The 19,277-nt window shown below is 67.7% G+C and carries 18 protein-coding genes, 1 tRNA gene and 1 pseudogene; 6 read left to right on the forward strand and 14 right to left on the reverse strand.

Annotated features, from left to right (window positions below):
- From Q1N79_RS30415 to dnaK, 5 genes are all read right to left on the reverse strand, one after another.
- On the reverse strand, positions 1-1,154 hold a 1,154-nt coding region (locus tag Q1N79_RS30415; RefSeq protein ID WP_300614574.1), incomplete at its 3' end, for a Clp protease N-terminal domain-containing protein.
- Positions 1,155-1,177: 23 nt separating this feature from the next.
- Entirely contained in the window at positions 1,178-1,651 is a 474-nt protein-coding gene (locus Q1N79_RS30420) for a helix-turn-helix transcriptional regulator (RefSeq protein WP_300614575.1), read from the reverse strand.
- 43 nt (positions 1,652-1,694) lie between these two features.
- Positions 1,695-2,852, reverse strand: a complete 1,158-nt coding sequence (gene dnaJ / locus Q1N79_RS30425) for a molecular chaperone DnaJ (protein ID WP_300614576.1) — start codon at positions 2,850-2,852, stop codon at positions 1,695-1,697.
- Positions 2,853-2,870: 18 nt separating this feature from the next.
- Positions 2,871-3,605 carry a nucleotide exchange factor GrpE gene (gene grpE / locus Q1N79_RS30430; protein WP_300614577.1) on the reverse strand — a complete coding sequence of 245 codons (735 nt, stop codon included), beginning with the start codon at positions 3,603-3,605 and terminating at the stop codon, positions 2,871-2,873.
- Positions 3,605-5,467, reverse strand: a complete 1,863-nt coding sequence (gene dnaK, locus Q1N79_RS30435; RefSeq protein ID WP_300614578.1) for a molecular chaperone DnaK — start codon at positions 5,465-5,467, stop codon at positions 3,605-3,607. The genes grpE and dnaK overlap by 1 nt, the downstream gene beginning before the upstream one ends.
- A gap of 257 nt (positions 5,468-5,724) precedes the next feature.
- On the opposite strand from dnaK, the gene Q1N79_RS30440 reads away from it, so the two are divergent.
- Entirely contained in the window at positions 5,725-7,854 is a 2,130-nt protein-coding gene (locus Q1N79_RS30440) for a (Fe-S)-binding protein (protein WP_300614590.1), read from the forward strand.
- Positions 7,855-7,858: 4 nt separating this feature from the next.
- Here the strand turns inward: Q1N79_RS30440 and Q1N79_RS30445 are convergent, their stop codons facing one another.
- A complete protein-coding gene (locus tag Q1N79_RS30445; RefSeq protein ID WP_300614579.1) occupies positions 7,859-8,374 on the reverse strand; it encodes a hypothetical protein in 516 nt (171 codons plus the stop codon).
- 41 nt (positions 8,375-8,415) lie between these two features.
- Complete coding sequence (locus Q1N79_RS30450) at positions 8,416-8,685, reverse strand: hypothetical protein (protein ID WP_300614580.1); 270 nt, start codon at positions 8,683-8,685, stop codon at positions 8,416-8,418.
- 678 nt (positions 8,686-9,363) lie between these two features.
- Here Q1N79_RS30450 and Q1N79_RS30455 point away from each other — a divergent pair.
- Positions 9,364-10,269, forward strand: a complete 906-nt coding sequence (locus Q1N79_RS30455) for a helix-turn-helix transcriptional regulator (protein WP_300614591.1) — start codon at positions 9,364-9,366, stop codon at positions 10,267-10,269.
- Between the two features lie 37 nt (positions 10,270-10,306).
- Positions 10,307-10,555, forward strand: a complete 249-nt coding sequence (locus Q1N79_RS30460) for a DUF397 domain-containing protein (RefSeq protein WP_300614581.1) — start codon at positions 10,307-10,309, stop codon at positions 10,553-10,555.
- A gap of 625 nt (positions 10,556-11,180) precedes the next feature.
- Here the strand turns inward: Q1N79_RS30460 and dcd are convergent.
- Positions 11,181-11,762: a dCTP deaminase gene (gene dcd, locus Q1N79_RS30465; protein WP_300614582.1), complete on the reverse strand. Its 582-nt coding sequence runs from the start codon at positions 11,760-11,762 to the stop codon at positions 11,181-11,183.
- An 82-nt stretch (positions 11,763-11,844) separates the two neighbouring features.
- Here dcd and Q1N79_RS30470 point away from each other — a divergent pair.
- Positions 11,845-11,918 (forward strand) — tRNA-Gly (locus Q1N79_RS30470).
- An 81-nt stretch (positions 11,919-11,999) separates the two neighbouring features.
- Here Q1N79_RS30470 and Q1N79_RS30475 read toward each other — a convergent pair.
- The 4 genes from Q1N79_RS30475 to Q1N79_RS30490 form a co-directional block, all read right to left on the reverse strand.
- Positions 12,000-13,118: a site-specific integrase gene (locus Q1N79_RS30475; protein ID WP_300614583.1), complete on the reverse strand. Its 1,119-nt coding sequence runs from the start codon at positions 13,116-13,118 to the stop codon at positions 12,000-12,002.
- Positions 13,118-13,336, reverse strand: coding sequence for a helix-turn-helix domain-containing protein (locus Q1N79_RS30480; RefSeq protein ID WP_300614584.1), 219 nt, complete (start codon positions 13,334-13,336; stop codon positions 13,118-13,120). Before Q1N79_RS30480 ends, Q1N79_RS30475 begins: the two co-directional genes overlap by 1 nt.
- A 73-nt stretch (positions 13,337-13,409) precedes the next feature.
- On the reverse strand, positions 13,410-14,846 hold the full coding sequence (locus Q1N79_RS30485; RefSeq protein ID WP_300614585.1) for a replication initiator: 1,437 nt from the start codon (positions 14,844-14,846) through the stop codon (positions 13,410-13,412).
- Positions 14,843-15,112 carry a hypothetical protein gene (locus Q1N79_RS30490; RefSeq protein WP_300614586.1) on the reverse strand — a complete coding sequence of 90 codons (270 nt, stop codon included), beginning with the start codon at positions 15,110-15,112 and terminating at the stop codon, positions 14,843-14,845. Before Q1N79_RS30490 ends, Q1N79_RS30485 begins: the two co-directional genes overlap by 4 nt.
- A 94-nt stretch (positions 15,113-15,206) precedes the next feature.
- Between Q1N79_RS30490 and Q1N79_RS30495 the strand changes: the two genes are divergently transcribed.
- A complete protein-coding gene (locus Q1N79_RS30495; RefSeq protein WP_300614587.1) occupies positions 15,207-15,599 on the forward strand; it encodes a UTRA domain-containing protein in 393 nt (130 codons plus the stop codon).
- A gap of 125 nt (positions 15,600-15,724) precedes the next feature.
- Here Q1N79_RS30495 and Q1N79_RS30500 read toward each other — a convergent pair whose 3' ends face one another.
- Entirely contained in the window at positions 15,725-16,156 is a 432-nt protein-coding gene (locus Q1N79_RS30500) for a hypothetical protein (protein ID WP_300614588.1), read from the reverse strand.
- A gap of 920 nt (positions 16,157-17,076) precedes the next feature.
- Positions 17,077-17,976, reverse strand: a pseudogene (locus tag Q1N79_RS30505) (IS481 family transposase); the annotation flags it as partial.
- Positions 17,977-19,047: 1,071 nt separating this feature from the next.
- Here Q1N79_RS30505 and Q1N79_RS30510 point away from each other — a divergent pair.
- The coding region (locus Q1N79_RS30510) for a DUF1778 domain-containing protein (RefSeq protein ID WP_300614589.1) at positions 19,048-19,277 on the forward strand (230 nt) is incomplete at its 3' end.

A 19,277-nucleotide genomic window follows, 5' to 3' on the forward strand; every position in this document is an offset into this window, starting at 1 on the left:
AACCGGGCGGTGATGTACCGGTCCGACAGGGTCGCGGCGGCGACCAGGGCGGCGTCGGATATCTGCACCTGGTGGTGCGCCTCGTAGCGGCCCTTCAGTCCACGCAGGATCGCGATGGTGTCCTCGGCGGACGGCTCGCCGATGAGCACCTGCTGGAAGCGTCGCTCCAGGGCAGGATCCTTCTCGATCCGCTGCCGGTACTCGTCCAGCGTGGTAGCCCCGACCATGCGCAGCTCACCGCGGGCAAGCATGGGCTTGAGCATGTTGCCCGCGTCCATCGCGCCCTCGGCCGCGCCCGCGCCGACCACGGTGTGCAGCTCGTCGATGAACGTGATGACCTGGCCGTCGCTCTGCTTGATCTCGTTGAGCACGGCCTTCAGCCGCTCCTCGAACTCGCCGCGGTACTTGGCGCCGGCGACCATGCTGCCCAGGTCGAGCGCGATCAGCCGCTTGCCGCGCAGCGACTCGGGCACGTCGCCGGCCACGATCCGCTGCGCCAGCCCCTCGACGACAGCCGTCTTGCCGACGCCCGGCTCGCCGATCAGCACGGGGTTGTTCTTGGTCCGCCGCGACAGCACCTGCACCACGCGCCTGATCTCGGCGTCCCGGCCGATGACCGGGTCCAGCTTGCCGTCCTTCGCCTGCTGGGTGAGGTCGACGCCGTACTTCTCAAGCGCCTGGTAGGTGCCTTCCGGGTCCTCGCTGGTGACCCGCGCGCTGCCGCGCACCTTGGTGAACGCCTTGGTCAGCGCGTCAGCGCTGGCGCCGGCGTCCCGCAGCAGCTTGGCCGCCTGCCCGCTGCCGGCAGCCAGGCCGGCCAGCAGGTGCTCGGTGGAGACGTAGTCGTCACCCATGTCGCTGGCCAGGCTTCCCGCCGTGTTGATCACCGACAGCATCTGCCTGGACAGCTCGGGCGCGCTGGCCGTGGCGCCGCGGGTCTGCGGCAGCCGGGACAGCAGAGCCGTCGCGCTGCTGCGCACGTCGGACGGGTCGGCGCCGACAGCCTCAAGCAGCGGCTGCGCCGTCCCGTCCTGCTGCTGGAGCAGGGCGACCAGCAGGTGCAGCGGATCGACCTGGGGGTTGCCGTCAGCTGCGGCCCGCCGGATCGCTACCGACAGGGCCTCCTGGCTCTTTCTGGTGAGCTTGGTGTCCATGGGTGGGTAATCCCCCTCGTTCGTTATTCACTTGTGCCCTGATGGTCATCCCGCGCGGCGGGAGGCTGCCAGAAGGTGACTCGGGTGGTAGTGCGGACTGGCACGAGCGCGGCCGCCGGGTCGGCCTTCGTCCGGCGCAGCTCGGCGAGCCGGGCCGCGACCGCGCGGGTGGACTCGAGCTCGGCTCGCAGCTGCGCCACCTCGGCGTGCAGTTCGGCCGCCATCAGCCGTGCGTGTTCGAGCTCGCGTTCCAGGTCCAGGATCCGCTTGATGCCGGAGAGGTTGATCCCCTCCTCCTGGGACAGCCGCTGGATCTCCCGCAGGGCGAGGATGTCGCGCATCGAGTAGCGGCGGCCTCCGCCGGCGGTGCGCCGGGGCACCACAAGTCCGACTCTCTCGTAGCCGCGCAGCGTCTGCGGGTGCATGCCGGACAGGTTCGCGGCCACGGAGATGACGTACACGGGCATTTCGTCGGACAGCTCGTATGGGCTGGTCATGTCATCTCCTTTCGGTTGCCAGCTTCGTGGTTGGCTATCCCGGTCAGTCCTGCCTGGCCCGGCGGAGCAGTTCCTCGCGCGGGTCATGGCCTGAGGTGGCTATCCGCAGGTCCTCAAGCGCCGAGCGGGCCTTGCTGCTGAGGTTCTGCGGCACGTCCACCTCGACGGTGGCGAGCAGGTCGCCGAGCGTTCCGTCCTTGCGGCGGGCGCCGCGGCCCGGCACGCGGAACACCCGGCCGTTTGGCGTGCCCGGCGGGATCCGGACGGTGACCGCGGGACCGCGGTGCGTGGGGACCTTGATCTCCGCGCCCAGTGCCAGCTCGGAGATCGTCACAGGGACGCTCACCGTGAGGTTGTCCCCGGTCCGGCCGAACACTCCGTGCGGCGTTACGTGCACCCGCACGTACAGGTCGCCGGCCTTGCCGCCGTGCTCGCCTGGCGCGCCCTTGCCTGCGATCCTGATGCGCTGGCCGTCGGCGACGCCCGCAGGGATCCGGGCCTGGATCGTCCGTGAGCTCATCGCCCGGCCGCTGCCGCCGCAGGACGCGCAGGGGTCATCGACTACCAGGCCGCGGCCCCGGCAGGTCTTGCAGGGCTCGGAGAGCCCGAAGCCGCCGAGGTTCCTGCTCTGCTGGCCAGTGCCCTGGCAGTCGGGGCAGACCTTCGGCACGGTGCCGGCCTTGGCGCCGGTGCCGTGGCAGACCGGACAGGGACCCTCGCCGGTCAGCCGCAGGGACACGGTAGCGCCGTCGATCGAGTCGCCGAACGACAGCGTGGTCTCGGTCTCCACGTCGGCGCCGCGCCTGGCCCGGCTCTGCGGGCCGCGGCCGCGGAAGATCCCGCCGAGCACGTCGCCGAGCCGGTCGCCGCTCTCGCCCGAGCCGCCGAACAGGTCACCGAGGTCGAAGCCGCCGAACCCGCCGCCGGCTCCGGTCCGGTTACCCGTCGGAACCCGGAACCCGCCGCCGAACAGCGAGCGGGCCTCGTCGTACTCCTTGCGCTGCTTCTCGTCGGACAAGACGTTGTACGCCTCGGTGATCTCCTTGAAGCGCTCCTCGGCGTCGGCGTTGCCCTTGTTCGCGTCGGGGTGGTACTTGCGCGCGAGGTCGCGGTACGCCTTCTTGATGTCGGCTGCTTTCGCTGTCTTGGGAACGCCCAGCGTCTTGTAGTAATCCTTCTCCAGGTAGTCCTTCGTGCTCATCTGGCCTCGCTGGGCTCTTTAGTCGTTCGTTTCTTCCCCGGCCGGCCACCCGGTTGCGTTGGCGCTCCCGTCTGGCCCTGTGGCGGGCTCCGCGACCGCCACCCTGGCCGGGCGGAGGATCCGTTCGCCCACCTTGTAGCCGGGCTGGAGTATCTCCACGCAGGTGTCTTCCGTGACGTCAGGCGAGTAGCCGTGCGTCAGCGCCTCGTGGATCTTCGGGTCGAACACGTCGCCGCGCTGGCCGTAGCTGACCAGCCCGAGCTTGCCTGTCGCGGCCTGTAGCGCGTCCGCGACCGACTTGAAGCCGCCGGACAGCTCACCGTGCTCGCGCGCCTGGCCGATGGCGTCGAGTACGGGCAGCAGCTCGTTGAGCACGATGGCGACCGCCTGCTCGCGCACCGTCGCCCGGTCCCTGTCCACCCGCTTGCGGTAGTTGGCGTACTCGGCCTGCAGCCGCTGTAGGTCCGCGGTGCGCTCCTCGAGCTGGGTACGCAGTTCCTGCGTGGCCGCGTCCTCGGCCGCCTCGGCCTCGGTGAGCTGCTTCGTCTCGGCGGTGCTCACGCCCTCGTCCTCTCCGTCGTCCTTGCCGTGCCGGGCCGGGTTGGCCCCCGCCCCGGCCAGCCGGCTGGCACCAGTGGTGCCAGCCGGCTGGGAGGCCGCGTGCTTGCCTCTCCTCGGCTGCCCGGTCACAGGGTCGATCCGCCGGTGATCGCGGATCACCGGACCGGTGCCCATGTCGTCGGGTGCTGTCATCAGGCAGCTCCGCCTTCGCCTTCATCCACGATCTCGGCGTCGACGACGCCCTCGTCATGCGGGCCGTCAGACTCGCTGCCCGAGGTGCCCGCGCTGTCCTCGGCGTGCTGAGCCGCCTGGGCGGCCTGGGCCGCCTGGTAGATGGCGGTGCCCATCTTCTGGCTGACCTGCGCGGCGTGCGCGCTCGCGTTCCTGATCGTGTCGACGTCGTTGCCCTCGATCGCCTTCTTCAGGTCGGCGATCGCCTCGCGCACCTCGGACTTGATGTCCGCGGGCACCTTCTCGTCGTTCTCGGCGAGGAACTTCTCCGTCGAGTAGACGAGCGTGTCGGCCTGGTTGCGGACCTCGGCCTCCTCGCGCCGCTTGCGGTCCTCCTCGGCGTACTGCTCGGCGTCGCGGACCATCTTCTCGATGTCTTCCTTCGGCAGCGCCGAGCCGCCGGTGATCTGCACCGACTGCTGCTTGCCCGTGCCCAGGTCCTTGGCGGACACGTTCACGATGCCGTTGGCGTCGATGTCGAAGGTGACCTCGATCTGCGGGATGCCGCGGGGCGCCGGCGCGATGCCGGTCAGGTCGAACATGCCGAGCTTCTTGTTGTACGCCGCGATCTCGCGCTCGCCCTGGAAGACCTGGATCTGCACCGACGGCTGGTTGTCGTCCGCCGTGGTGAAGATCTCCGACCGCTTGGTCGGGATCGTGGTGTTGCGCTCGATCAGCTTGGTGAAGATGCCGCCCTTGGTCTCGATGCCGAGCGACAGCGGGGTCACGTCCAGGAGCAGGATGTCCTTGACCTCGCCCTTGAGCACCCCGGCCTGCAGGCAGGCGCCCACGGCGACGACCTCGTCCGGGTTGACGCCCTTGTTCGGCTCCTTGCCGTCGGTGAGGGACTTGACCAGGTCGACGACGGCCGGCATCCGGGTGGAGCCGCCCACGAGAACCACGTGGTCGATGTCGCTGATCTTGACGTTGGCGTCCTTGATGACTTGCTGGAACGGGGCCTTGCAGCGGTCGAGCAGGTCAGAGGTCATCCGCTGGAACTCCGCGCGGGTGAGCCGGGCGTCCAGGTGCAGCGGGCCGTCCGGCGAGTGGGAGATGTACGGCAGGTTGATCTGCGACTCCATCGACTGCGACAGCTCGATCTTCGCCTTCTCCGCCGCCTCGCGCAGCCGCTGCAGCGCCATCTTGTCCTTGGACAGGTCGATGCCGTAGCCGGCCTTGAAGTCCTGCACCAGCCAGTCCACGATCCGCTGGTCCCAGTCGTCGCCGCCCAGGTGGTTGTCGCCGCTGGTCGCCTCGACCTCGACGACGCCGTCGCCGACGTCGAGCAGGGACACGTCGAACGTGCCACCGCCCAGGTCGAAGACCAGGATCTTGGCCGACTGCTCCTTCTCCAGGTGGTAGGCCAGGGCCGCCGACGTCGGCTCGTTGATGATCCGCAGGACGTTAAGCCCGGCGATCTGCCCGGCCTCCTTCGTCGCCTGCCGCTGCGCGTCGCTGAAGTACGCGGGGACGGTGATCACCGCGTCGGTGATCTTCTCGCCCAGGTAGGCCTCGGCGTCCCTCTTGAGCTTTTGCAGGATGAAGGCGCTGATCTGCTGTGGGGTGAACTTCTTGCCGTCGATGGTGACGGTCCAGTCGGTCCCCATCTGCCGCTTGACCGAACGGATCGTCCGGTCCACGTTGGTGACGGCCTGCCGCTTCGCGACCTCGCCGACGAGAACCTCAGAGTTCTTCGCGAACGCGACGACCGACGGAGTGGTCCGCGAACCCTCCGCGTTGGCGATGACCGTGGGCTCCCCGCCCTCAAGGACGGCCACAACCGAGTTCGTCGTCCCGAGGTCAATACCTACTGCACGTGCCATGAGCAAGTCCTCGTAGTGTGTGAAGTTGAGTCTTCCGCGCTCAAGCCTGCCCCAGGCAAGCCCCGGTGTCAAATGACTTGAGTCAATCACACTCAACTTTTCGCCGGCCGGGATCATTCCCTGGGCGCGCAACGTTCTCGCGGCGCAGGTGCTGCCCTGTGGCGGCCCCGGGCTCGGCTGACAACGCGATCTTCGGTATCACGAGCCGCAGGGCTACGCTGGTCCTCCGGATAAGGAGGTTCCGCGTGGTCCTGCGGATGGTTATCGGGCTCGGGCTGACCGCGATCGCGTTCGCGGTCGCCGGGCGGCGGCTGTGGTGGCTGACGCGGCTGGCGAGGAGCGGCCAGCCCGCGCCCGAACGCCTGGCGTACGCCAAGGAGCATGTCGGCAAGGACGTCGGCACGCAGCTGACCGAGGTGATCGGGCAGCGGAAGCTGCTGAAGTGGTCGGTGCCAGGGGCGGCGCACGCGGCGACGTTCTGGGGGTTCATCGTCTTGCTGCTGACGATCATCGAGGCGTACGGCGACCTGTTCTCCCGCACGTTCGCGATCCCGGGCATCGGGCACTGGGCGTTCATCGGGTTCATCGAGGACCTGTTCGCCGTCGGGGTGCTCGCGGGCATCATCACGTTCACGGTGATCCGGCTGCGCGACGACCCGCGCCGGGAGGGCCGGGCGTCGCGGTTTCTCGGCTCGCACACCACCGCGGCCTGGGTCGTGCTCGGGATGATCTTCCTGGTCATCGCCACCCTCCTGCTCTACAGGGGAGCGCAGCAGGACACCGGCGTGTTCCCGTATCCGCACGCCTGGGCGTTCGCCTCCTGGGTGATCGGCAAGGCGCTGTCCCCACTCGGCTCCGGGGTCAACAGCGTGCTCGAGGCCACCTTCATCCTGGCCCAGCTCGCGGTGATCCTGGCGTTCCTGGTGATCGTGACCTATTCCAAGCACCTGCACATCGCGCTTGCCCCGGTGAACGTCCTGTTCTCCCGCCGCCCGAACGCGCTGGGCCCGCTCGAGCCGATGCGCAGCAACGGGAACGTGCTTGATTTCGAGGAGGCCGACCCCGACACCGACGTGTTCGGCCTGGGCAAGATCGAGGACCTGACCTGGAAGGGGCTGCTGGACCTGGGCACCTGCACCGAGTGCGGCCGCTGCCAGTCCCAGTGCCCGGCCTGGGTCACCGGCAAGCCCCTGTCGCCCAAGCAGGTCATCCTCGACCTGCGCGACCACGCCTTCGCCAAGGCCCCGTGGATCCTGGCCGGTTCTGACGAGGCGCGGGAAAAGCTGCCGGACGCGGTCAGGGCCGAGGCCGAGCGCCCGCTGGTCGGCACGAAGGACGCCCGCGGGGTGATCGACCCTGACGTGCTCTGGTCGTGCACCAACTGCGGCGCCTGCGTGGAGGAGTGCCCGGTGGACATCGAGCACATCGACCACATCGATGGGATGCGCCGCCACCAGGTGCTCATCGAATCCGCCTTCCCCACCGAGGCGGCGACCATGCTGAAGAACCTGGAGAACAAGGCCAACCCGTGGGGCATGGCCGAAGACAAGCGGGCCGAGTGGATAACAGAGCTGGACTTCGACGTCCCGGTGGTCGACGGGAAGATCGGCGCCGACGTCGAGTACCTGTTCTGGGTCGGCTGCGCCGGGGCGCTGGAGGACCGGGCGAAGAAGACCACCAAGGCGATCGCCGAGCTGCTGCACACCGCGGGAGTGCGGTTCGCGGTGCTCGGGCCGGCCGAGGCGTGCACGGGGGACCCGGCCAGGCGGCTCGGCAACGAGTTCGTGTTCTCCATGCTGGCCCAGCAGAACGTCGAGACGCTGAACGACGCAGGGATCACGAAGGTCATCGCGTCGTGCCCGCACTGCTTTAACACGATCGCGCGCGAGTACCCGCAGCTCGGCGGGAACTACGAGGTCATCCATCACACCCAGCTGCTGGCCCGGCTCGTGGCAGAGGGCAGGCTCACCCCCGTGGACCCGGTTCAGGAGAAGATCACCTACCACGATCCGTGCTTCCTCGGTCGGCACAACAAGGTGTTCAGCCCGCCCAGGGAAATCATCGACGCGGTGCCCGGCACCCAGGCGCAGGAAATGCACCGCTGCAAGAATCGCGGCTTCTGCTGCGGGGCCGGCGGGGCCCGTATGTGGCTGGAAGAGCGCATCGGCAAGCGGATCAACACCGAGCGGATCGAGGAGGCCCTGGCGCTTGACCCCGACACCGTCTCCACCGCCTGCCCGTACTGCATGGTCATGCTCGGCGACGCCGTCAACGCCAAGAAAGCCTCAGGCGAGGCCAAACAGAGCCTGGAAGTGATCGACGTCGCGCAGCTGCTCGCCCGGTCGGTCGGCTCCGCCTCCCCCCGGGGCGAGGAGGCCGGGGCGTAACTCCTCAGGACCAGGCTGGGTCCGACTCCTGGGAGTCGTCCAGGGCGGCGTCGTCCACTCGGCGGGTGAAGGGCCAGCCGTGCGGAGTCGGCTCGGTTCGTTCGGGCTCTGCTAGCCCGGGGGGACGACCCCCCGGAACCCCGGTGATGCCCGCCCGGCACCACAGCTGGACCCGCTCCCCGCACTCGGTGGGGACGGCGTAGAGGACGAACGGCAGCCTGCCGCTCCTGGTCTGCACCCAGGCGTTGACGCACCCCGCCCTGACCCGGTGCGGCGTGATGACGCACCAGGCCCGGGCGACGAGCCGCTTGCGGGCTGGCGGCCAGCGCAATAGCGCGCCGACGGCCGCCAGCCCGGCCCCCGCGGCGGCAGCGAGCCAGAGGAAGCCGAGGCTGGCCGCGATGACGGCGGACAGCCCGGCGGTGACGGCGAGGATCCCGATTTCCCAGCGCCAGTGCCAGGCGAATTCGAGAGGACCGGGGCGGTGGACTTGCCGGACAGCGGACTCGAGGCTGGACATCACGCTCGGATCGTTCGGCCGCCCCGGCCGGCCCGCCGCCACTACCGTTCTCCGCCAGGGGGGGATGGGGCGGCGGGAGCCCTCCCATGCCGGGGGGCTTCGGGGGGTCGTCCCCCCGGATTACAGAGCGTGTCGAATCCCCCGTCCCTGTATTGCCTTGCGAGGCCGCCGTTGAGCACGGTGACCTGCCAGCCGCGCCAGCCTGCCTCCGCGTCGTTCATCGCGAAGAGCCGGTCGCCCGCCCGGCGCAGCAGGCCGGTCAGCCAGGTGGCGACGCAGGCGGCCGCGGCGCGGAAGGTGCCCGCGACCACGGTGGCCGGGCGGCCCGTTGTGCCGGTTCGTGGCAGTGCCCGGCCATGCCGGTCCGGTGCGTGCCCGCGTGGTACCCGCGTACCTGCGCCCAGAACCTGCATCGTTTCCGTTGCGTTACCAATTGGCCATCGGGGGTTGTCTTTCCCGAGCACGTTGGTAGTGTTGATCACGTCACTAGCCCTTCTCGGTGGTTCCTGAGGATGACTGGTGTTTTGCTGGGTCGGTGTGGCAGCACCGGCCCAGCGGTGTTTCCAGGGGATCGTGCAGTGGACAAACTGGCTGTCTTCCTGGAACGCGGCGGCGTTTCTTCCTGCCGTTTCTGGCAGGGCGGCGTACGCTCTTGCACAGCGGAAGCGGACGCAGTGCGTGCAGTGGGATGGCAGGGCCTCCTAATTCAATCGCCAGCTCGCGCGACCCCCGGTGGCTAGCGATCTCGGATCGGTAACCCCTCGGGTCACCGCTCGACCCCGTTGTCGTGCGGGTCGCTTGAGGATGCCTACTGCGGTCAGATTCAGGATGCCTCCGTCTGGTGCCATTGGCAAGTGACAAAAACAAATGACATACTCATGTGCCATCGGCATGTATCGTCGGCACATTTGGTATGACCGGGATCTGTGGTCACCCCACGGGCGCGCCGGTCGCGGGCAAGCGGAAGGAAGCGACCTCCAGTGTCGGAAGTGCGCAGCCCTACACTCCGCCGACGGGAGCTCGGTGCCCTGCTGCGGGCCCTCCGTCAAGGGCGCGGGCTTACGGTGGACCAGGTGGCTGCGCAACTGCTGTGCTCTCCGTCGAAGGTGAGCCGCATGGAAACCGGCCACCGTGGTGCCACTCCGCGGGACATACGCGATCTATGCGACATATATCTGGTTACGGAGCAGGCCCAGCGTGAACACCTAACCAGGCTTGCAGCGGAAGGCAAGCAGCAAGGGTGGTGGCAGCCGTTTGAGCTGGACTTCGCCACGTATGTAGGCCTTGAAGAAGCCGCGACCTCAGTCAGCTACTTTGGGCCCACTGTTGTCAATGGGCTCCTCCAGACTCCAAGTTACGCGCGGGCTATGCACGAGAGCGGCTTCCAGGACTTCACGCCGGAAAGGATTGAGGAGTTCGTCGAGGTCCGAATGCGTCGACAACTGGTGCTAGAGCGGGAACCGCCACTGCAGTTCCACGCGATCTTCGACGAGGCGGTGCTGCACCGGGTAGTGGGCGGACCCTCGGTGATGGGCGCCCAGTTGGACCGGATCGTCGAAGTGGCGCAGCTGCCCCACGTAACCATCCAAGTCATACCGTATGCGCTCGGAGCGCACCCCGCGATGGAGAGCAACTTCCATATCCTTAAGTTCGCAGGTCCGGCATCCGGTGTGGTGTATGTTGAGGGCTTGGTGGGCTGGATCTATCTGGAGCGGCCCCAAGACCTGGACCGGTATCATCGAGTGTTCCAACGCCTGCGTACCATGGCATTGAGTCCACAAGAGTCAGCCGACATGATAGCGAGGGTGGCTGCAATGTATAACAAAGCACCGCACTCGCCGAGCAGTGTAAGAACGCGTGATTTACAGTGCTACGTGTACCGGACGCGGTATTAAATTCCTCGATAGGGTGACAAATAGTAAAGGGACTGATATGTCCTTGCCTGAAGGTGAACTGCGCGTGGGTTGGCGAAAGGCGCAGCGCAGCATAAGCAACGGGGCGTGTGTAGAAGTGGCGTCAGCCCCGGAGAGCGTCATCATCAGAGACTCCCAGGACCCCCATGGCCTGGTTCTGCGGTATTCCGCCACCTCCTGGAAGTCATTCACAAGCGCGGCGAGGCGCGGAGATTTCGACCGTATTTTCGGCGCCTCAGGAAAGACCTCTCTCTTACAGGGGCATTGACCCGGACGATCGGCCCGTGTGCCGCCTCGAAACAGTCCGCGGGAGGAAACGTGATGCTGTGATTCAATCCTTCGAATATATATTCGAAGGACGATTCCCAGCGAGAACTGCACCTGCGTGCCGCCTCGAAACAGTCCGCAGGACCGCAGTCTCGCCGTTCAGGGTCACATCCACGGACGATCGAGGAAGGCCTGAAGTTGAAACAGCCCCCATCAAACGCGCTATACGAGTCAGCTCATGCCGGCATTTACCGTTCTAGTGCGCATCTGACGCATATCGGTTATCAAGTGTCGTCGCCGGCGCGATCGCGCCCGCCGTGCTGCTACGCAGCGTATCAGAGATAGAACCGACGGTGCGTGCAGATGGACTCGGACCGGAAAGGTAACTCGTTCGAGAAGCGAGTGCTCCTTGTATTGGTCGCGCTGCTGTGCGGCGCGGTGGCTGGTCTGATCGCGGGGATCCTGGCGTATAGCGGTAATATGCACCAGGCGATCTTGTACGGCTCTGGCGCCTTTGCAGCGGCGACTCTATTCATACTCACAATCGAGAGGGCGCTGCAGCTTTTCGACTTAATGCGCCTTTCTCCCGGGGCGTGGTGGTACGCAGTGCCGACGCGTACCACGTCCTACTCCGACAGTTTCGCGCGGTAGAAGTTCAGATAAGAGCGGGACGGGGTGGGACCCCGCTGGTCCTGGTATCTGGAGCCGTAAACGGCAGAGCCGTAGGGGTGTTCGGCGGGGGAACTGGTGCGGAACAGGCACAGCTGGCCGATCTTCATCCCTGGCCAGAGCTTGATCGGCAGCGTCGCGACGTTGGACAGCTCGAGTGTGACGTGCCCAGAGAACCCAGGGTCGATCCAGCCCGCGGTGGAGTGCGTGAGCAGACCAAGCCGCCCGAGGGAGCTCTTCCCCTCCAGTCGCCCGGCGACGTCGTCCGGCAGGGTGACGATCTCGTAGGTAGAGGCGAGGACGAACTCGCTGGGATGCAGGACGAAGGGTTCCTCGCCGTCGGTCTCCACCAGGCGGGTCAGATCCGGCTGCTCGACCGCCGGGTCGATGTGCGGGTACCGGTGGTTCTCGAACACCCGGAAGTACCTGTCCAGCCGCACGTCGATGCTGGATGGCTGGATGAGCTCGGGCGCGTACGGATCGAGCTTCACCCGCCCGGAATCGATCTCGGCCTTGATGTCGCGATCAGAGAGGAGCACGCGAGCAAACTACCCGGTCCGGTACGATAGCTGGGCGAGCATCAGGAAGACTCCGTCCACGTGGCAGGGTCTCCCGTCGTCCGCGGGTGTAGTTCAATGGCAGAACATCAGCTTCCCAAGCTGACAGTGCGGGTTCGATTCCCGTCACCCGCTCCACGCGAGAACGCCCAGGTAGCTCGGTGCTTTTCGATTTCCGCGCAGAATCCGTCATGATAGCCGCTCGTCGTCGCGTGCCCGCTACGTGCCCGATCGGGGGCGCTCAGCCTCAGCCCGCTTGCTGATCTGATCAGCGATCATCTTGTCTCGCAGCGACGTGCGGTGCTGGTAGATGTAGGCGGCGCGTGTCGTGCTGTGGCCCATCCGGTCCATGAGTTCGCGGAGGTTTGCACCAGCCTCGCCAGCCAGCATATTGCCGGTATGCCTCAGGTCATGGAAGTGAATGCCGGTCAGTCCGGCCGCCTCCAGCGCCTTGCGCCATTGACGGGTGAAGTTGCTGCGGCGGAGCTGGGCACCCTTCGGGCCACAGAAAATGAGGCTGTGATCAGCGGAACCGGTGAACTGGTCCAGGTGCTCAACGACATCAGGCAACAGGTATGCGGGTATGCTGACCCACCGGGCGCCAGCCAGGGATTTGGGCGGCCCGGTCACGAGCGAACCGTCCGCGAGTTCGGCCACGGACGCCTCGATCCGGACAAGCCCAACCGAGGTATCGATGTGCGTGCGGCGCAGCGCGGCGAGTTCGCCCCAGCGCAGGCTACAGAAGACCGCGAGCAGCACGAGCAGCCGGTAGCGTCGGTCAGCGAACGAGTCCGCCAAGACGAAGATCTGACGCATAGTCAGGACCGGGCGCTCAGGTGACTTCTCCTGTCCCGCACCCTTGATCCGGCATGGGTTACGGCGGATCAGCCCGTCATCGACCGCAGTGTTCATAATGGCCCTGAGTAGCCGGTAGGACTTCGCGACGGTGACCGGACCGACGCCGGAATCAAGCAGCGTCTTCCGCCAGCGCCGGATGCGCGGTTCGGTGATGTCGGCAACTGCGAAGGAACCAAGGCCAGGCACCAGGTGAAGCCTGGCAAGCCCCTCGTACAACTGGAAGGTCTTGGGGCTGAGGTTCGGGCGCTCAGCGACCCAGGCCCGCGCATAGTCAGCGAACAGGACGCGGCCAGTGTCTGGATTCAGCCAGTTGTCCTTGATGATGTCAGCCTCGGTGAGCGCGAGCCATCGCTCGGCATCGGCCTTAGTTACGAACGTGTTAGGCGCCGGGTGGTCAATGCCATCAGGCCCCTTGTAGCGCACCTGCCAACGGCCCGAAGGCAGGCGGCGGACACGGCCAAACCGCCGCTTGCGCACCATCAAGCCACGCGCCTGATCTGGCGAGCCGGAGCAGTCGGCTCGACCATCCCGGCCTTGATGAACTCGCGGACCGCTGATTCTGGGATGCGGACGTGCCTGCCGACGTGAGTGAACCGGATTCGGCGTTCAGCGATGAGCCGACGCGCGAACCTGGGCTTGACGTTGAGTAGTTCGGCTGCCTCGCCAACGGTGAGCAGCCGGTCAGGTTCAGGCCTCATAGTTATGTGCTCGCCTCCTTCCGTTAGCTGGTTTTGGCGTCAAGATTTGGTTGACAGCGAATCGTCGGTCTGGCTAGCGCCCGCGTGCCATGTCGGCCGAGACGAGCGCCAGCTCTGCGGCGGGCGTGCGGAGCGTGTAGCCGGTTCCGGCGTAGCTCCAGGTGGCGAGCACCAGGACCTCGGTTTCGTCCAGGGGGCGGCCCCATGGGTCGCGTTCGCCGTCGGGGTGGCGCTCGAGCTGGCGGGCGGTGACGCGTTCGCCGCGGATGTAGCCGAAGGTGACGGAGTAGCGGCGGGATTTGGTGAGGGGATGCCCGCCGTAGCCGAGCTGGTGAGCCCACAGCCGCAACCGCGGATCACCTACCGAGGTTCGCGCGCCGAGATCCCACGCGGTAGCGACCATGCGCTTGTGGTGGGCGGGGCAGCGCAGTGCGCCGATTTCCGAGGCGTGGCGGATGCGGGTATCGGGCAGGCCGGGGACGTCGACGGCCTTGGTGACGTACTTGGCGATGTAGTTGGCGACCGCCGTAGCGTCGAGCGGGTTGCCGGTCGCGGCGAAGTCCTGGCACCAGATGGGGCGCGTGTCGAGCTCGCGGCCGAAGCCGAGCCGGATGCGCGGCCCGGAGCCGGGCACGTCGAGGCGGACGGCCCTGGCGGCCAGGGCGATGGCGTCGCATAGGAGCGCGGGGGTGTAGCGGGCCGGGGGCGGGGCGAACCCGTCCGGGGTGTTGGCGTCGAGGCGGATCACGGCGTGGAAGTGGACGACGCCGCGCGCCTGGTACTCGGCTACCTTGACGTAGCGGATGCGCAGCTCAGCCCGCAGCCGCTTGCCGGTGACGCCCGCCAGCCGGGCCAGATGCCGGGGCAGGTAGGTGGTGAACCGGCGCCACAGCTCGCCGGCGTGGAAGTTGAACAGGACCGCCGCCTCGTAGTCGTAGCAGTCCGGGCACATCGGCCGGCCGAGCCGGGGATCATCGGGCGAGTGACGGACATTGCATGAGATATCGCGGCCGTGCTCCCGGCAGGCCCGTTTGCTGGCGTCGCGGCGGGGACGGCACGGGAGCACGGTCTTGCCGCGCACGCGCCGGGAGTGGACGGGGCCGAACGAGGGGGCGGTCAGGGTGGCGAACACGCACGGGTGCGTCGCCACTGATTCGGGGACGCCCTTGCCGCCGGTCAGGCCCGCGCGGACGAGCTGGCGGGCGTCGCGCTTGTAGACCGCCGAGCACGAGGGACAGCGCGATTCGCGGCGGTTGCCGCAGGCCACGTGAAGCACGCCGCCCGGTTCGGCGGACGTGTCGTAGACCGGGGCGGTCTCCCCCGTGGCCAGGTCGATGGCGTCGATGCGGCCATGCAGCCGGACCGGATGCGAGCAGGCACCGGAGCTTTTGACCTGGCGTTCCCAGGCGCGGAAGTCGGCCCAGGTGATCACGTCGTCGGCTGCTGCCACCGGCCCCGGACCGTGTTCGGGTTCGGGGGCGATGGGCGCGGCCGCGCCGCTGCCTGTCATGGCCGGGTGCCTGCCCAGCGCTGGTGGACTGCCTGGCGGGTGACGCCGAGCCGGGTGCTGATGTCGGCCCAGGAGTAGCCGAGCAGGTGGAGTCCGGCGACGGCGTTGCCGAGCGCGGTTTCCACGTCCTCGGAAAGGCCGCTGAGTTCGGTGATGGCGTCGATGTCGCCGGTTGCGATACGGCGGGCGTAGGCCCGCAGGACGCGGCGGACGAAGGCGGCGTACTCATCGTTCTCGACGTGCCGCCGTCGCCGGTCTGGTGTCAAGCCCGGCTTGACAGCGTTCCCGCGTGCGCGGGTGTGCTGGCTAGCGGGCATGGGGGGTGTCCTTCCGGCGGAGCTGGGCGGCGTAGGCGGCCAGGTGGCGGATGTCGGAGTCGGTGAGGAACGCGGTGCGGATCCGGCGGGGCACGCCGGTTTCGGCGAGCAGCCAGGCGGTACCGCGGGCGAGGGGGTCGATGTCGGCGGCGCTGTAGCCCTGGGCGGCCCAGCCCTGGCCGAGCTGGCACAGCCCGAGGACACCACCCGCGAGAACATCCTGGCCGAAGCCGGATACGAGCAGGTCTACGACATCGACGAGATCATCACCCGGATGCCGACGCCGGAAGAAACCAGGCGCCTGGGAATAGCGGCCGGAACACCGGTAGCCGAGCACATCCGCACCGGGTACACCGCCGCCGACAAGCCCGTGCGAGTGATGATCTCGATCATCCCCGGAGACACGCTCATCCTGCAGTACACCATCCCAACCTAGAATGCCTGTCTGATACCGCCCGAAGCGTGCCTATCATGTCTAGTCCCACCTGATGCTTTACAGATCAGTCCCAGGACATGCTTTACAGGTTGCCTAGGAAACATAGGCAGCCTTGCGGGGCTGGGTCATGCGGGTCTGGGGCGGTCATCGCTGGAGTTGGCCCAGATGGTGAACCGGTCCTTGTCGGTGCCGGGAATCGGGAGGCTGGTGTTCTCGGTCCATCGGACGACGGCGTGGCCGCAGACCCTCGGGCCTTCGAACATGCGCAGCCGGTCGCCTTCGTTGAGCAGGCGCCATTCGGTCATGTGCGCGTCGGTCAGCGGGATGATGACGGCGCGGGCGCTGTCGCCGGGTGCGAGCGTGGCGGCTGAGGAGCACAGGAGCGGGGCTCCGGTCTGGTCGGTGCCGGTCATGCCGGGCAGGCCCCAGTTGGGCCGGTAGCGAAGCGGCTCTGTGAACAGCACCGGGGTCTGGCGGCCGCCGTCTGCGGTGGGGACCAGGGTGAGGTCCAGGCCGATGGCCAGCCACTGCTCGCTGGGGTGGTCGTCTGCTGACACGGGTTCATGATCGCAGGGCCTGGTCATGCGGTGCCCGACTGTCGCTGGCGGGGCCGGTGGGCTTTGATGCTGCGCACTGGCTGGGTGGTGGTCCGGCGGACGGTCCTGGTGTCCTCGCCGCCTAGGTCGATGGTGATCGTCTCGGCGGCGACGTGGACGGTGACAACCTGCCCGGCGTGGATGCGGCCGAGGGCGATTTTCTGCCCGGCGACCATGATGATCCCGGTGTTGCTGGCCCGCCGCTGGACGGTGACCGGTTCGGCGGACGGCCGCGGGGGCGGCCCGGCCGGGCGGGCGCCGCGCAGCAGCCGGGCCTGGTCCCAGGTCAGCGGGTTAGGCCGGGTCCGCAGCAGGACCCGGCTGGCGGGGTCGAAGAACATCAGGGTGCCGGTCTCGATCCGGATGGACACCAGCATCCCGCCGAGGATCTCCGCCGCGATGTAGTACCGGCCGCCCAGGCTGACCTGCCCGTCTTTGGACACCGCACGGTCGACCTCGATCGCCGCGCCGGGCTCGGCGGGCGGTATCGGCGGCGGTCCCGCCGGGCTGGCCCCACTGGCGGTGAGGCGGGCCAGGTCGGCGGTGGACAGGTGCGAGCGGACCGATTTGACCCGTGCCCCGGCGATGGTCAGGTGGATGACGTCGGTGCCGGCCCAGAACCGGACAGTCATCCCGGCGCGTGCGGTGCCGAGCCAGAACTGCTTGCCCAGCACCTCCATGTTGCCGCTGGGCGGTACCACCCGGTCGAACTCCACCGGCCCGCCTCGGTAGGCGCCGGGCGAGGTATCCGGAGCTGCGGCGCTGCCGGTTGCCGGGACAGAGCCCGGCTGGTCAGCAGGCGGAGCGGGGACCGGGGCCAGGGCCAGCACGGACGGCAGCCGCAGCGGCAGCAGTTCCTGCTCGGCCTTCGCCCGGCCGGTGCTGAACCGGTCCGCCGGGACGGCCATGCCGATCGCCTGATGCGGCCGCCTGGTGTTGTACTCAACCACCCACGCATCCACCGCAGCCTGGGCGGCGGCCAGGTCCGCGAACGGCACCGCGTCATCGAGCAACTCCCGGCGCAGGCTGAGATGAAACCGCTCGATCTTCCCGGTCGTGGTCGGCGATCTCGGCTGGGTCAGCCGGTGGGTGATCCCGTTGTCACGGCAGATCCGGTCGAACAGCACCTCCCCGCCCTTGCCGAACCGGTCAGTGAACTGCTTGCCGTTATCCGTCAGCACCTCGCCCGGCACCCCGAACTCGCGCAGCGCGGCCGCGAACGCCAGGCACACCGCCCGGCCCGTGGCCCGCGCGACCACCGAGGCAATCACGCAGTACCGCGAATGGTCATCGACCCCGGTGACGATCTTCGCCTCGGTCCCGTCGGCCAGGAACGCCCCGCCGACGATGTCCAGCTGCCACAGCGCCATCGGCTCATCCCGCTCCCAGCGCAGGTAGCTGTCCCTGGGCCGCTTGCGCGGGCCGGGCTCGATCAGGCCGTGGCGGACCAGGACCCGGTAGACGCTCATCCGCGACGGCACCGGGACCACGCCCAGGCGCCCGAGCTCGTGGGCGATCCGCACCGGACCCCACCGCGGGTGCTCGCGCCGCACCTCGCAGACCGCGACCTCAACCTCGTCCGGGGTCTGGTGCGGGCACGACTCCGGCCGCTTTGAGCGGTCCGCCAGGGCTCCGAGGCCGCTTTCGGCATAACGGCGGACCCAGGCATGCACACTCTGCCGTGACACTCCGAACCGGGCCGCGACCTCCGTCACCGGAACCCCGGACCTGACCTCGAGAACAGCCCGGTAGCGCTGCTCGACAACGGACACCTCCACCAGTGCCAATCCCGGCCTCCCGCCACCCCGCCGCCCGCAAACGACGAGTGACAGCAAAACCGATCAGAGGCACCTGTAAAGCAAGAACTGGGACTGCGGTGTCAAGCATCTACCGGGATAGGACAACGCGCGCCCGAAAGGGTTGTGACAACTTTCTATACGGCTTCAAGGGCGCGCCTTCGGCACGCCAGCGCCGGGCCTCAGCCTGCGCAGGGATCGTGAGCTGAAGACGCGAAGTGCCGAAGAGTTGGTGCGTGAGGCGCGGCGGAGATGACCACCCCGGCCAGGGCCTCAGCGGGGAATGGGCGGGGGACGGTCCGCGCCCGTGGCGTCGGCTTGGCGCGCCCTCTCTCGCGCGGGGGCGCTGCCGAGGACGCGCCCCGACGCCGGGCGGCTATCCCCGCTCCCGCAGGCCGGTGGTTGCCCGCCGTTACGCGAGTCTTCGGCACCGCGTGTAGCCGATCAGTGCGGGTGAGGCTGGCATTTTGCGGCCGGATGCGCGCATGGCTGGAGAAAGCGCAGCATGCGGCTTCTCCCCTCAAACCGGCGCTCGATTGGCCCGTCAAGAGCGCTCCCGCTGGTCGCGTCTTCGATGGTCCGCCAAAATCAGGCGGCCCACTCTTGACTAGACCTAGCCGTGAGTCCCCCGGACCCCATGAGCGCCTGTCGGGTTGAGGGGAGGAACGGGCGAAGCCGCTTCGAACATGTCTTCGTCAAGATTAGCTTGACAATGAATGATCGAACGGACCGCGAGCTGTACAGCACGCAGGTACAGCGACCCATCCGCGCTGCGGCCATCCTGAGTGATCATCCGCACATGAACTGAGCTGGACCGATACCAGCCGAGCAGGAGCGTGCCAACGGTTTGCATCCAGGCGCCTCCAGATGACCAGCATGTCCGCAACGGGCTCACTGCGCGCATCCAACCAAGCCCGGGAGTAGCGGCGATCCAAGTGGGCGGAAGCCCGGCTACACACGCATCTAGCCGCTCCTGTACGTACCCTGGCTGTACATGGCTTGACTTGTACAGACGACATACGTACACTGACCTCTGAAGTACGGAGGGAACAAGCCATGGAGACCCACGACACTGCTCATGAGGCGGAACCCAAGCCCGCCCGGGAAACTCGACTCAACCTACGTGCGACGGCTAGGCAGGACACGCTTATTAGATTGGCTGCTCAAGCCACTAGTAAAACCGTTACAGAGTTCGTTCTCGACAGCGCAAGCATCGCTGCCGAGCAGGTATTGGCCGACCGGCGCTGGTTCATGCTTGACGAATCTTCATGGTCGGCTTTTCAGGA

This window comes from Trebonia sp. (genome assembly GCF_030042015.1).
Lineage (GTDB): Bacteria > Actinomycetota > Actinomycetes > Streptosporangiales > Streptosporangiaceae > Trebonia.

Coding starts and splice junctions, on each gene's coding strand:
- Q1N79_RS30420 (WP_300614575.1), bottom strand. CDS start 1,651: ATGACCAGCCCATACGAGCTGTCCGACGAAATGCCCGTGTACGTCATC.
- dnaJ (WP_300614576.1), bottom strand. CDS start 2,852: ATGAGCACGAAGGACTACCTGGAGAAGGATTACTACAAGACGCTGGGC.
- grpE (WP_300614577.1), bottom strand. CDS start 3,605: ATGACAGCACCCGACGACATGGGCACCGGTCCGGTGATCCGCGATCAC.
- dnaK (WP_300614578.1), bottom strand. CDS start 5,467: ATGGCACGTGCAGTAGGTATTGACCTCGGGACGACGAACTCGGTTGTG.
- Q1N79_RS30440 (WP_300614590.1), top strand. CDS start 5,725: ATGGTTATCGGGCTCGGGCTGACCGCGATCGCGTTCGCGGTCGCCGGG.
- Q1N79_RS30445 (WP_300614579.1), bottom strand. CDS start 8,374: ATGTCCAGCCTCGAGTCCGCTGTCCGGCAAGTCCACCGCCCCGGTCCT.
- Q1N79_RS30460 (WP_300614581.1), top strand. CDS start 10,307: ATGTCCTTGCCTGAAGGTGAACTGCGCGTGGGTTGGCGAAAGGCGCAG.
- Q1N79_RS30475 (WP_300614583.1), bottom strand. CDS start 13,118: ATGGTGCGCAAGCGGCGGTTTGGCCGTGTCCGCCGCCTGCCTTCGGGC.
- Q1N79_RS30480 (WP_300614584.1), bottom strand. CDS start 13,336: ATGAGGCCTGAACCTGACCGGCTGCTCACCGTTGGCGAGGCAGCCGAA.
- Q1N79_RS30485 (WP_300614585.1), bottom strand. CDS start 14,846: ATGACAGGCAGCGGCGCGGCCGCGCCCATCGCCCCCGAACCCGAACAC.